We start from the raw sequence: 13,268 nt of genomic DNA on the forward strand, positions 1-13,268 counted from the left end.
GGTGTCTGGATCCGCGCTTTTGCGGCACAATCGTTGTCCCGCCACTTTGGTCACCGTTTCGATGAGCTGCAACAGCCAGAAAATCCGCACCCTGCGTCAGCAGATCCCGACGTTCGACTGCGTGCCGGGCTGCCACGACTGCTGCGGGCCGGTGACCACCTCGCCCGAAGAGATGGCACGACTGCCGCGCAAGACCCGCGCCGAGCAGGATGCGGCGCTGGAAGAACTCAACTGTGTGCACCTGGGGCCGAATGGCTGCACGGTGTATGAAGAGCGACCGCTGATTTGTCGATTGTTTGGCACCACCAAGACCCTGCCATGCCCGAACGAGCGGCGACCGCTGGAGTTGATTCATCCGCGGGTGGAAAAGCAGATATTCGAATACATGGCGGCGAATCGGCAGGTATTAGTTTGAAAGATCGCAGCCTTCGGCAGCTCCTACAGGACCGCATTCCAATGTAGGAGCTGCCGAAGGCTGCGATCTCTTGATCTTCAAATGTCAGTCCGGAATCGGCAGGCAGAGGCTCTCTTTCACCTCTTCCATGACGATATAGCTCTTCGACTCACGCACATGCGGCAGCTTCAACAGAATGTCGCCCAGCAGCTTGCGGTACGAGGCCATCTCGGAAATCCGCGCCTTCACCAGATAGTCGAAATCCCCTGAGACCAAATGGCACTCCAGCACATGCGGCAGCTTCAGCACCGCGCGGCGGAATTCCTCGAATGTGTCTCCGGATTTGTAATCGAGACTGATCTCGACAAACACTAGCAAGCTACCTTTCAAATGCTGCGGATTGAGCCGGGCGTTATAGCCCATGATGATTCCTTCGCGCTCCAGACGCCGCACGCGCTCGGTGCAGGGCGTTGTGGACAGACCGACCTTTTCCCCGAGTTCGGTAAAGGAAATCCGCCCGTCCGCCTGCAGGATGCGCAGGATGTTGCGGTCGATCTTGTCCAGCTCACGTTTGGTCTGAGTGTTGGTACGCATAGGGGATGCGCCTCCGTGAAAAGGGTTTTTGCCGAGAATTGTCGCCAAATATAGGCGCTTATATAGTGAAAAGCACTGGCATTTCTTTTTTACACTGCGCCCATCATTGCTCTAACAAACAGTTCGGCGAAAAGCCGCGATGAGGGATTGAAAATGCGCGTCATGGTCTTGGGTAGCGGCGTCATCGGTACCGCCAGTGCTTACTATCTGGCGCGTGCCGGGTTCGAAGTGGTGGTGGTGGACCGGCAGCCTGCTGCGGCCATGGAAACCAGTTTCGCCAATGCCGGCCAGGTGTCGCCGGGCTATGCCTCGCCGTGGGCTGCGCCGGGCGTACCGCTCAAGGCGATCAAGTGGCTGCTTCAGCGCCACGCGCCATTGGCGATCAAGGCCACCGCCGACATCGATCAGTACCTGTGGATGGCGCAAATGCTGCGCAACTGCACCGCCAGCCGTTACGCGGTGAACAAGGAGCGCATGGTGCGTCTGTCCGAGTACAGCCGTGACTGCCTCGATGAGTTGCGCGCCGAAACCGGCATTGCGTACGAAGGTCGCAGCCTCGGCACTACCCAGTTGTTCCGGACTCAGGCGCAGCTGGATAACGCCGCCAAGGACATCGCCGTGCTGAAAGAATCCGGCGTGCCGTTTGAAGTCCTCGATCGCGCCGGCATCGCCCGCGTCGAACCGGCTTTGGCAGGCGTCACCGACATTCTTGCCGGCGCACTGCGTCTACCGAATGACCAGACCGGCGACTGCCAGATGTTCACTACTCGCCTCGCCGAAATGGCGCGCAAGCTCGGCGTGGAATTCCGTTTCGGCCAGGACATCCAGAAGCTCGACTACGCCGGTGATCGCATCAACGGCGTGTGGGTCGACGGCAAGCTGGAAACCGCCGACCGCTACGTGCTGGCGCTCGGCAGCTACTCGCCGCAACTGCTCAAGCCGCTGGGCATCAAGGCTCCGGTGTATCCGCTCAAGGGCTACTCGCTGACCGTGCCGATCACCGATCCGGCTATGGCGCCGACTTCAACCATTCTCGACGAGACCTACAAGGTCGCGATCACCCGTTTCGACAACCGCATCCGCGTCGGCGGCATGGCCGAGATTGCCGGTTTTGACCTGTCGCTCAACCCGCGTCGGCGCGAAACCCTGGAGATGATCGTCAACGACCTTTATCCTCAGGGCGGCAATCTGGCCGAGGCGAGTTTCTGGACCGGCCTGCGTCCGACCACGCCGGACGGCACGCCGATCGTTGGTGCCACGCCATTCAAGAATCTGTTCCTCAACACCGGTCACGGTACGCTCGGCTGGACCATGGCCTGCGGTTCCGGCCGTTTGCTCGCCGACCTGATGGCAAAGAAAAAGCCCCAGATCAGCGCCGAAGGCCTCGATATTTCCCGTTACGGCAACCAGACCCAGGAGTCCGCAAAACATGTCAATCCAGCGCCAGCTCACCAATGAGCGCATGAGTCAGATCGTCAGCCACAACGGCATCGTGTATCTGGCCGGGCAGGTCGGGGACGACTTCGACGCCGGAATTGAACAGCAGACCCGCGACGTGCTCGCCAATATCGAGCGCCTGCTCGATCTGGCGGGGACGGACAAGCAGCATCTGTTGTCGGCGACGATCTACCTGAACGACATCGACGCTCACTTCGCCGGGATGAACTCGGTGTGGGACCAGTGGCTGCCGAAAGGCGCCGCGCCGGCCCGCGCCACCGTCGAAGCGAAGATGGCCAAGCCGAGCATTCTGGTGGAGATCTCCATCGTCGCCGCGCTGCCATAACGTTTTAGAGATCCCTCTCCCGGTGCTGTTGGCGGCTCACGCCGTCAGTCAGCGCCGGTTTTTCTTTCCATGACCGCCCAGAAGTCTGCCGCCATGCGTCCTGCCCGTGCCCTGATCGATCTTCAAGCCCTGCGTCACAACTACCGAATTGCCCGTGAAGTCACCGGTGCCAAAGCGCTTGCGGTGATCAAGGCGGACGCCTACGGCCATGGCGCGGTGCGTTGCGCCCAGGCACTGGAAGCCGAGGCGGACGGTTTTGCCGTGGCGTGCATCGAAGAAGCACTGGAGCTGCGCGCTGCCGGGATTCGTGCGCCGCTACTGCTGCTGGAAGGCTTCTTCGAAGCTGACGAGCTGGCGTTGATCGTCAAGCATGATTTCTGGTGCGTGGTGCATTCGCTGTGGCAGCTCGAAGCGATCGAGCAGGCAGCCCTGAGCAAACCGATCACGGTGTGGCTCAAGCTCGATTCCGGCATGCACCGCGTCGGCTTGCATCCGAAAGATTATCCATCGGCGTATCAGCGTCTGCTGGCCAGCGGCAAAGTGGCCAAGATCGTTTTAATGAGCCACTTCGCCCGCGCCGATGAACTGCATGCGCAAAGCAGTGCCGAGCAGGTGGCAGTGTTCGAAGCGGCGCGTAAGGGCCTGGCGGCGGAAGTCAGCCTGCGCAACTCGCCAGCCGTGCTCGGCTGGCCAGAAATCAAAAGCGATTGGGTACGCCCAGGCATCATGCTTTACGGCGCGACCCCGTTCGAAGAAGCCAACGCAGTGGCCGAACGCCTGCAACCGGTGATGACCCTCGAATCGAAAGTCATCAGCGTGCGTGAATTGCCGGCCGGCGAACCGATCGGCTATGGCGCCAGATTCATCACCGACAAACCCATGCGCATCGGCGTGGTCGCCATGGGTTACGCCGACGGCTACCCGCGTCAGGCGCCGACCGGCACGCCGGTGCTGGTGGCCGGCAAACGCAGCCGCCTGCTAGGCCGCGTGTCGATGGACATGCTCTGCATCGACCTGACCGATGTACCGGAAGCCGGCCTCGGTTCTGACGTCGAGTTGTGGGGCAAGAACATCCTCGCCAGCGAGGTGGCGAAGTGGGCCGACACCATTCCTTATCAAATCTTCTGTAACCTGCGTCGGGTGCCGAGGCTCTATTCCGAGGGTTGACGCCGCTACGGGGGGCAAGTGTTGTAAATACTGAACGCTGTCGCCATGATAACGCTCAATATTCTTACAACATCAGGAGGCTCGCGCCTTGGACGTCGGTGAACGACTGCAATCGATCCGCAAGCTCAAAGGGCTTTCCCAGCGTGAACTCGCCAAACGTGCGGGCGTCACCAACAGCACCATTTCGATGATCGAAAAGAACAGTGTCAGTCCTTCGATCAGTTCGCTGAGAAAGGTGCTCGGCGGCATCCCCATGTCGATGGTCGAGTTCTTCTCCGAAGAGATCCTGCAGGACCAGCCTACCCAGATCGTCTACAAGGCCAATGAGCTGATCGACATCTCCGACGGCGCCGTGACCATGAAACTGGTCGGCCGCGCACACCCCAGCCGCGCCATCGCCTTCCTCAACGAAATCTACCCGCCGGGCGCCGACACCGGCGAAGAAATGCTCACCCATGAAGGAGAGGAAACCGGGATTCTGGTGGAAGGTCGCCTGGAGCTAGTGGTGGGTCTGGAAACTTTTATCCTCGAAGCTGGCGACAGCTACTATTTTGAAAGTACCAAGCCGCATCGTTTCCGTAATCCGTTCGACGTGCCGGCGCGACTAATCAGCGCAGCCACGCCGGCGAATTTCTAAGCAAGAGGCGCCAGACCATTACGGCGTAGGCACCCGGACCGTTTTACCGATGCGCAACAAGACCCCTCTAACCATGGGGTTGTTTCAGTACAGCGGCCTACCCGCTATACTTGCGCCCGCCTGCGAACCGTGGCCGCAGGCGTGAATAGCCACCATTGAGGGTGAACGCGTGAACCTAATTATGAAAATGCTGGCTGCACCAGCAACCGTACTGGCCCTCTGGGCTGTCAGCGCTCAAGCTGCGACGAATGACGACATCGCCAAACGCCTCGAGCCCGTCGGCCAGGTGTGTGTTCAAGGGCAGGAATGCAAAGGTATGGAGGTGGCTGCGACCGCAGGCGGCGGTGGCGGGGCGAAGGCACCTAAAGACGTGATCGCCAAGCACTGCAACGCTTGCCACGGCACGGGACTGCTCGGCGCGCCGAAGATCGGCGACAAGGCAGCCTGGAAGGAGCGGGCCGATCATCAGGGTGGTCTGGACGGCATCCTTGCCAAGGCCATCACCGGCATCAACGCCATGCCGCCAAAAGGCACCTGCGCCGATTGCTCCGATGAAGAGCTCAAGGGTGCGATCAAAGAGATGTCCGGTCTGTAAGCGGCGCTCTCAACGAAAAACCGTTTTCGGACGGTTTTTTTGTGCCTCCAACCTCACAGCATGTTTTTCGTAATGTAAGCGCCGGCAGAATTGAGCACGGCTTTGTAGACGGCATAAGCGTCAGTATCTTCGGCGGCTATTTGCTCGCAGCGCCCTCCGGATATCTGCCTCAGATCACAGCCCGGGATCGACATGATGAGGGGAGAGTGAGTAGCGATGATGAATTGCGCGCCGCCGCGCGACAGCTCCATTATCCGGTTGATAAACACCAATTGCCTCACCGGGGATAACGATGCTTCCGGCTCGTCGAGCAGGTACAGTCCCTGGGCTTTGAATCGGTGGTGGAAGAGCGCTTCCATTGCTTCACCGTGCGACATGCAATGCAAATCCACGCCACCGTAATAGGTCTTGATTTCAGGATCAAAGCTCGGCTCTGCATCGAGCTTGCGGATCGTAGTGCTCAAGTTGTAGAAGGTTTCCGCTCTGTAGAAAAAAACGTCCTTCTCCCTTCGGTAGCCTTTTGAGAGCGTCAGGGTTTCATGCAGTTTCGAATGGGTGTTCTCGGTCGAGAAATTGAAATTCTTCCCACCGCCTTCTGGATTGCAACCCAACTTGATGGCAACAGCTTCAAGTAAAGTGGATTTTCCAGAGCCATTTTCCCCGATAAAAACAGTTATTAAGCTGCTGAATTCAAGCGGAAAGAGGTCATGTAGAAAGTCAGCCGCCGTCATGTCTGGCTTCAGGCGTATTTGTTGGATAAACAGATCATTCATATCGATACCCTCTGAAGATTCTGTCGATTGAAACCTTCACGCCGATCATCGCTATCCCGAGTCTTATCGAGCTCGAGCTGGCCATGGTAAAGATTCCGATATAACCGAGACAGGCAATTAGACGCTCGCCAAATAATTCCGGGGTGGCAGCGGCGCTGAATAAAATGACAGATACCGTCCCGGCGGAGATGGCCATTTCCGGCCAGAAGGATTGGATGGCGCTTGCTTTCTGATATTTGTAGCGTGCTCGTACTGTGCCCCTCAAATATCCAAAGCTTCTGATGAGTTGCATTTTACTTTGTTCGCCTTCGCTGGAAACTTTGAACGTGTTAATAAGCGAGTCTTTGTACAAATCCTCTTTCGACATTTCTGCTGCATATAGCCGCTGGATTATAGGCTTGGCAAATCTCAATTGCACACAAGTCAATACAATGGTTGAAGCGATTGGCAGGAAGAAGTAGATGTTTTCCCTAAGCAGAATAAAGGCAGCGGACAATGTCAAAATGCAGGAGCCGATGAGATGAATTGCGTCATGAATGACGGAAGCAATTTTCTCAGCATCTTCTTTAATCATTGTCACCCGAGAACATAACGGAGAGGGCCGCTCATCATGCACAATGAAACTGATAAGCACAAAACGAGACTTCGCTTCCATGAGCGTCGCATAGGAGTTACCCAGAGTTTGCGTTGAAAGCTTGGTTAAAAAAACAGCGATAAGGACGAAGTAAACCTCATTGCTAATCGCACCAGTGGTGAGAGCCGTCAGGCTTTTGGCGACGACTGATGGTATCAACAATTGACATGCGGCTGCTAATGTAAGGCAAATCACGGACAGAAAAAAAACGGTCAGATTTTTTTGCAGGCAAATAAACATGGTTCAATGCCCCTCGTGCTGTAGTCCATAGCCGCGAATCCGACTACGTCTGTAAGATGCCTCTCTGCTTGAGTAGTAGATGGATATCAGCGATGTCGCAGGGCTCAGCACGCGCTCAAGATAGATGGCTGAGGCAAAAATGGCACCTATATTAGAATTTCCGGCGTTTAGCAGATGGGCCGACACTAATAATAGAACCACTATCGCCACTGGATAACATGAGCTTGATATTGATTCGAAAGTCGATGCTTTCAGGCTTGAGCGAAAAGCGAGGCGTTCGATATTTTTTATATCTAGCTTGGCCCTGTTTGTATATGGTTTTGCATTATATAAATGCTCACAGATAGCACCGATGGTTACGGTGTTATGCTGTACGTACTCATCATATAGCGATCTACTGGCTCTTCGAGTAGCAAGATGTGCAACTAAAGCATAGAGGAGGCCGCTAAGTGGCGCGAGCGCCAAAAGCGGGTGGTAGAAGGCGGTTATGAAAAGCGCAACGATAATGATGCTGCAGTTCAGCGAAATATCAAAATATAGCGAGTGATACAAATACATCGAGCCATCAACGTCGCCATCAATCAGTTCGATCCACTCGCCTGGTTTTTGAGTATGCCCGAAGCTTCCGCCAAGTAGATGATTCAGAATTGCCTTCTTCAGAATAAATCTGGTTTTGGAGGCGGTTTTTTGTAGATGGATGTTGGCTGCCAGCTTGAATGGGGGAGTGGCGATAAGAAAGAACGCAGCACCTGCGAGCGTGTATAAATACAAGCTGTCGCCTCCCAAATAAAGATTGATGGAGTTGCCAATCAAATAGGGTGATGCGCTTGTTAGAGCCGCAATGCCTACACCAAAGCAGCATAATATTAGATTATTTTTCATGAATTTAAGAATTCCATCTGGTGGGGGAGGAATGGAAATTCATACTCATGCTCGATTAGCCCAATTGCTCCGATTAACGATCCCACTCGTCCGATCCACAAACCTAAAGGATCAGCAGTCTTTGTTCTAAGTTCACGACTGCTCTGTTCGCTGAGATTGATGATGTTGGACCATAGAAATATTTTTGGGTCATTGAGCGATTCTGGTGAAAGCTTTTTAATGATATTTAGAATTCCAAAAGCGCCGTGACATAAGGAATCGTTAATAGGTCGCTTTCTTTTTTCTAGATCACAGTAAGAAAATACAGTTTTGGAGGGATGTTTTTCCAAGAACTCCGTTGCCAGCGGCACCCCATTTTTGGCGAAATAATCTATTGCCAAGTAGTTTCCTGGTAAGCCATGACTCCATGAAAACTCGCCCGCACTTGATGCTGAACGTTTTCTATAGTCATGCCAATTTTCGATAATTTCATCGTATTGTTCGAGCTCCCAAGATAGAAATCCTAGGAATATCTTATTGACTGAATCTTTTTTTGCAATCAGATCGTTAAAATAAAATAGTGAATATGCGCACCCCATAATTCCATGAGACAAGCCGCTTAATAAAGCATCGCTTCTCGTAGTAACTGCATTATCGAATGTTGCTAGCGTACGTCCGTCTATAAGCGTGAGTTCTGGCTCTAATTTGCCATATAAGGATTTCGCTAAATCAGAAAATTGTTCGTCTTTCGTTAGGGTGAATATATGTGTCAGTACGTTTAGAGTTCCGAACATGCCTGATAGAAAGTCTGACCCCCAAAAATATTTTTGCCACCATGGCTCACTGAGTACCTCTTCAACATATCTCTTGTAGAGTTGTAGTAGTTCACTTCCTCTTTTATCATCAAAATAGTCTAAGCTTATCAGTAGCGGTACAATTGCAGATGATAAGCCAAAGTGAAATCCACCTAGATGCGTGCCTTTATTCGAAAGTTTTTGGGCTATTCTGCTGTAGCAAGCATTTAGCAGCTCGCCTACCAAGGCTTTATCTACAGCGCTGCTGCGGCTGGCAGCGACTACGCAGCCGTAGAGAATACCAGACAATCCGTAGTAGAAATCGTCCCCCAACTCGGAGAATTCCATGTAACCGCCAGGTGAGGAATGAAATCCTAGCCAAAGCCCATTGCTGGAAATTTCGGTGGCTAGCATCTCATTGATCAACTTCGCATTGATCTCTGATGATAACCTGATTTTGTAAATGATCTCGTCTATATTTGAATACCGAGGGTCGTTCAGGTCGTCGTTTTGTTTGAATTTGTATTCCGTCAGCTTATTACCATGCTCATACATATTTCTCATTGCTAATAGAGTATTCACAGTCAATTTTTCTTCAAATGCGATTCTATTTCTGTTTAGTGTTTTGACATATTGGACGCTGTTATCTATTCCATTTATATAATCATTGCTATCTAGGTGCCCAGAGCCGTCGTATCTTGATTCATAGAATTCAAGGTCCCCAGTTAGTCCCTGAGCAAAAGGTACGTCTAAGTCCAGGCATGCGGCGATCTCGGCGTTGAGAAAACCTATGGCAGGGGCGGTGTCATTATTAAGAATGTTCTCCAAAAAGGCCCTACGTTTTTTAGTGCACCGCATCAAGGTCGCATGCAAGGAGCATTGGATAGCGTAATGATATGTGGCAGTCGGCCTCGGGATATACCTATTTCTTCTTCCTCTGAGAGAGTCAATAATTTCGATGATTGAAGCCTGATTACTATTCACAAGGGAAAATAATTTGTTCAAGCCTTCAATGATTTCTTTTTCGTAGTCCCACGGCCGTGCCGCTTTTCCATTGATATGCAAAACGTTTTGGTTCGGAAATATTTTCACTCCGTCCATGCCAAACTGGCTCTGTCCACTCTCATCTTCCAAATGTTGATACAGATTTAAGCTGACATATTGCTCCGATAGTCCACCTAATGCGCTCAGGTCTACACCTATACCGTCTGTGCCTTTCCAAGTCCAATTTGGAAGTATGCTTGTTTGGGTGACATTCCAGCGTACTTCTTTTGGAATGGTTTCAATATTAAGAGTGCTGTAGAAAATAGTTTCGAGATCGATTGGAATAGGGCTTGGGCCGTGTGCAATCAAATTGTCAGAGGTAATATCGGCGGCCATAAAGGTGGTGCAGTAACCTAAAAGAAATCCAGCTCTTTTAAAATAAGAAGAAACTTCGGCTTCGCTTTCTGCCTGCGTTTGAGGTGTATGCTCTGACCAACCGTGTTCTTTTTTTACAAGATACCTTGGCAATTTCCAGTTTTCGTAACCATCTCCAGCAGCATGGCTCAAATGCAGCAGTAAATCAGATGCTTCAGCTTCAAGTTCCAAATTTCTCGGTTTATAAACTATCTTGATAGAATCAAAAGAAAGTATGCAAACGGTTCTAGATCCATTGTGAGTTTCGCTGGATGAAACCTCAACGGAGGAAAGTTTGGAACCGGTCGGTATATTAAATTTTTCGTTGATATCTTGTCTGTCTTCGATGAGGGCGAGGATTAACTGTGCCGTAAATTCAATAAAATTTTTTGAAAGTTTGGTCAGAGCTCGATCCAGTTCGGGGTAGGCGCTAATGATGTCCAGGAGGTAGTTTTTGTTTTCACTAATCAATTTGAAATATGCGGAAGTCTTCATTTTGCTGCAGGTGGTTTTTTCAAATATTATTTTTTCCGTTACTAAGACATTGTTGGCGGCGTTAGTAAGTCTGGCTGCAAGGTTGGTTACAAAGCCATTGATAACAGTGGATTTCAATGTTTCGTCGTTTTCACATGATGTTGGAAATTGTTCTTCGACATGGAAAATGTAATAAGAGAGGTAGGGCCAGACCGGGCAGTCAGTAGTGTAGCCGCGTTTAAGTGGCGTTGTTCCACTTAAAAAATCTTTAGGATTTTTCAATGTTTTATCCTTGGCAAGTCAGGGCGGCCACTCGGTTCGAGTGCCGCCCAAATTTTATTTACATGTAGGTCGCATAGCAGCATCCTTGCCAACACTGTGAACAGCAACTAGTACACGGTCGCGAACCGCTGCTTGCAGCGCTCAAGTTACTGAACGCTTGAATTGCCAGAGTTGAGATGGGTGTCGTTGAGTTTAAAAGGCGTGCTCGGGCACGACGGAGTGCTAAGAAGTCGATTTCCATAGTTGAGCCTTGACGTGAATTAGTGTTTGCCTTGATGGCATAAGTTTTTGAAGTGTTACGTTATGAATCCTAGCGAGGACGGAAATAACTTCAATTCAGACGCGTCCTGTAGTGGTGCGTGATTAAATTCGGGTCGATGTAGGAAAAATACGTATAAATGTGTGAGGCGATTCATAGGGCGCGCATAATTCATTGTTATTGCTAAATATTCTTTGTAGGTATTCGCAACCTGGCCTCAGCTCCGGCCTATCGAGAAATTTAGCGGTTTTTTCTTTTTAATCGCCTTCCCTCGGAAGTAATTCCCCGGCAATCTCGGTCTACCCCTATCAACGGAACGGGCGGGAGGCTTCAGATGGTGCAGTTGTGTTCGATCGAACAGGCGGTGGACGACGTACTGGTGCGCTTGCCGGCGCACATCCACATGGGCCTGCCGCTGGGGTTGGGCAAGCCGAATCACTTCGTCAACGCGCTGTACAGTCGGATCAAGGAGCTGCCCGAGCGGCAGCTGACGATCTATACCGCGCTGTGCCTCGGTCGGCCGAATCTGGGCGATGGTTTGCAGAAGCGCTTTATCGAGCCCTTCGTCGAGCGGGTGTTCGGTGATTATCCGGAGTTCGATTTCCTCGCCGATCTGCAGCGCGACAGCCTGCCCGCCAACATCCGTATCCAGCAGTTCTTCATGCAACCCGGCAGTCTGCTCAACAGCGCGCCGGCGCAGCAGGATTACGTCAGCAGCAATTACAGCCATGCCGCCCGCGACATCAACGCAGCGGGGCTGAATCTGGTGGCTCAGTTGCTGGCCAGCAACAGCGATCATCCCGATCGGCTGAGCCTGAGTTGCAACCCGGACATCACCCTTGACCTGTTGCCGATGATCGCCAAGCGCCGCGAGGCGGGCGAGACCATTGTGCTGGTCGGCCAGGTGCATACGGATCTGCCGTACATGCCCGGCGATGCTGAAGTCGACATCGACACCTTCGATCTGCTGATCGACGAGAAGGACAGCAGCACGCTGTTTTCCACGCCGAACATGCCGGTGGGATTTCAGGACCATTTCATTGGCTTGCACGCCAGTACGCTGGTGCGCGATGGCGGCACGCTGCAGATTGGTATTGGTTCGATGGGCGATGCGCTGACCGCAGCGCTGCTGGCCCGTCAGGCCGATAACGCCGGCTATCAGGCGTTGCTCGATGACGTCAACCTCAGCCAATGGGCGCAATTGATCCAGCGCGAGGGCGGCACCGCGCCATTTGCCAAAGGCCTTTACGGATGCAGCGAGATGTTCGTCAACGGGCTGCTGGTTTTGGCGGATGCCGGGATCATCCGGCGCAAGGTCTATCCGGATGTGCTGACCCAGGAGCAGGCCAATGCCGGCACCCTCGACGAAGCTGCGCAGCCTGACGGTATCTGCGTGCACGGCGGCTTCTTTCTTGGCCCGCGAAGTTTTTATGAACGGCTGCGCGAGTTGCCGCAAAGCAGGTTGCTTGAATTCAACATGACCCGCATCAGCTACATCAACGAGCTGTACGGACAGGAAGAGCTCAAGCGCTTGCAGCGCCTTGATGCGCGCTTCATCAACACTGTGTTCAACATGACGTTGTTGGGGGCGGGTGTCGCGGATCAATTGGAAGACGGGCGGGTGCTCAGCGGGGTCGGCGGGCAGTACAACTTCGTGGCGCAGGGACACGCGTTGCACAATGCGCGTTCGATTCTGATTCTGCGCAGCTGGCGCGAGTCCGCCGGCGAGGTCAGTTCCAACATCGTCTGGGAATACGGCCACTGCACGATTCCGAGGCATCTGCGCGACATCGTCGTCACCGAATACGGCATCGCCGACCTGCGTGGTAAATCCGACGCAGCGGTAATCGAAGCGCTGCTCAACATCAGCGACTCACGTTTTCAGCCAGGGCTCATCGAACAGGCGCAGAACGTCGGCAAGCTGCCGAAGGATTTCCGCATCGATCCACGGTTTGCCGACAACACACCGCAACGCTTGCAGGCGATTGCCGCGCGGCACCCGAACCTGTTTCCGGAGTATCCGCTGGGTTGTGATTTCACCGCGATCGAACGGGATCTGCTGCGCGCGCTGAACTGGCTGAAGAGCAAGTTCAAGCTGAGCGAGATGCTGGAGTTGGGCAAGGCAGCGCTGGATGCGCCGGAGGCGTCGCAATTTCCGGAACACCTGGAGCGCATGCAGCTCACCAATCCGGAAGGCCTCAAAGAAGACCTTTTCCAGCGCCTGCTGCTCACCGGCCTGAAAGCCACCACGCAGTAAAGGCTCACCGCAAAAGCTGTAGGAGCTGCGGCACGCTGCGATCTTTTGATCTGTTTCAAGATCAAGATCAAAAGATCGCAGCCTCGTTTCACTCGACAGCTCCTACAGAGGAGCGGTGGTGTGGCC

12 protein-coding genes are annotated in these 13,268 nt (G+C 53.1%); 7 read left to right on the top strand and 5 right to left on the bottom strand.

Translation table 11 applies throughout. The annotated features are described in order from the left end of the window. Positions 1–61: 61 nt before the first annotated feature. Complete coding sequence (locus AC0Z4S_RS07780; protein WP_471877009.1) at positions 62–415, top strand: YkgJ family cysteine cluster protein; 354 nt, start codon at positions 62–64, stop codon at positions 413–415. An 84-nt stretch (positions 416–499) separates the two neighbouring features. On the opposite strand, the gene AC0Z4S_RS07785 is transcribed toward AC0Z4S_RS07780, so the two are convergent. Next, positions 500–988 carry an Lrp/AsnC ligand binding domain-containing protein gene (locus AC0Z4S_RS07785; RefSeq protein WP_010465173.1) on the bottom strand — a complete coding sequence of 163 codons (489 nt, stop codon included), beginning with the start codon at positions 986–988 and terminating at the stop codon, positions 500–502. Positions 989–1,141: 153 nt separating this feature from the next. On the opposite strand from AC0Z4S_RS07785, the gene dadA reads away from it, so the two are divergent. The 5 genes from dadA (at position 1,142) to AC0Z4S_RS07810 (ending at position 5,170) form a co-directional block, all read left to right on the top strand. Continuing rightward, complete coding sequence (dadA, locus tag AC0Z4S_RS07790; protein ID WP_485622595.1) at positions 1,142–2,446, top strand: D-amino acid dehydrogenase; 1,305 nt, start codon at positions 1,142–1,144, stop codon at positions 2,444–2,446. Next, positions 2,418–2,771, top strand: a complete 354-nt coding sequence (locus AC0Z4S_RS07795; RefSeq protein WP_253497163.1) for a RidA family protein — start codon at positions 2,418–2,420, stop codon at positions 2,769–2,771. The genes dadA and AC0Z4S_RS07795 overlap by 29 nt, the downstream gene beginning before the upstream one ends. Positions 2,772–2,864: 93 nt before the next feature. Further along, positions 2,865–3,938, top strand: coding sequence for an alanine racemase (alr, locus tag AC0Z4S_RS07800; RefSeq protein WP_485622647.1), 1,074 nt, complete (start codon positions 2,865–2,867; stop codon positions 3,936–3,938). 88 nt (positions 3,939–4,026) lie between these two features. Continuing rightward, positions 4,027–4,575 (top strand): cupin domain-containing protein, encoded by a 549-nt coding sequence (locus AC0Z4S_RS07805; RefSeq protein ID WP_016772566.1) that lies wholly within the window; start codon positions 4,027–4,029, stop codon positions 4,573–4,575. A gap of 181 nt (positions 4,576–4,756) precedes the next feature. After that, the gene (locus AC0Z4S_RS07810; protein ID WP_039757383.1) at positions 4,757–5,170 is read left to right on the top strand and encodes a c-type cytochrome; all 414 of its coding nucleotides are present in this window, start codon (positions 4,757–4,759) and stop codon (positions 5,168–5,170) included. Positions 5,171–5,223: 53 nt separating this feature from the next. Here the strand turns inward: AC0Z4S_RS07810 and AC0Z4S_RS07815 are convergent, their stop codons facing one another. Genes AC0Z4S_RS07815 through lanM form a run of 4 tightly spaced genes read right to left on the bottom strand, consistent with a single transcriptional unit; the run spans position 5,224 to position 10,626 of the window. Then, on the bottom strand, positions 5,224–5,943 hold the full coding sequence (locus AC0Z4S_RS07815; RefSeq protein WP_253497160.1) for an AAA family ATPase: 720 nt from the start codon (positions 5,941–5,943) through the stop codon (positions 5,224–5,226). Further along, the gene (locus tag AC0Z4S_RS07820; RefSeq protein ID WP_485622596.1) at positions 5,936–6,817 is read right to left on the bottom strand and encodes an ABC transporter ATP-binding protein; all 882 of its coding nucleotides are present in this window, start codon (positions 6,815–6,817) and stop codon (positions 5,936–5,938) included. Before AC0Z4S_RS07820 ends, AC0Z4S_RS07815 begins: the two co-directional genes overlap by 8 nt. Positions 6,818–6,820: 3 nt before the next feature. Further along, positions 6,821–7,699, bottom strand: coding sequence for an ABC transporter transmembrane domain-containing protein (locus tag AC0Z4S_RS07825; protein ID WP_485622597.1), 879 nt, complete (start codon positions 7,697–7,699; stop codon positions 6,821–6,823). Continuing rightward, positions 7,696–10,626: a type 2 lanthipeptide synthetase LanM gene (gene lanM, locus AC0Z4S_RS07830; RefSeq protein ID WP_485622598.1), complete on the bottom strand. Its 2,931-nt coding sequence runs from the start codon at positions 10,624–10,626 to the stop codon at positions 7,696–7,698. Before lanM ends, AC0Z4S_RS07825 begins: the two co-directional genes overlap by 4 nt. 593 nt (positions 10,627–11,219) lie before the next feature. Between lanM and AC0Z4S_RS07835 the strand changes: the two genes are divergently transcribed. After that, on the top strand, positions 11,220–13,142 hold the full coding sequence (locus tag AC0Z4S_RS07835; protein WP_485622599.1) for an acetyl-CoA hydrolase/transferase C-terminal domain-containing protein: 1,923 nt from the start codon (positions 11,220–11,222) through the stop codon (positions 13,140–13,142). The last annotated feature ends 126 nt before the right edge of the window (positions 13,143–13,268 follow it).

This window comes from Pseudomonas sp. 1L-B-1-E-C1, from assembly GCF_057291835.1.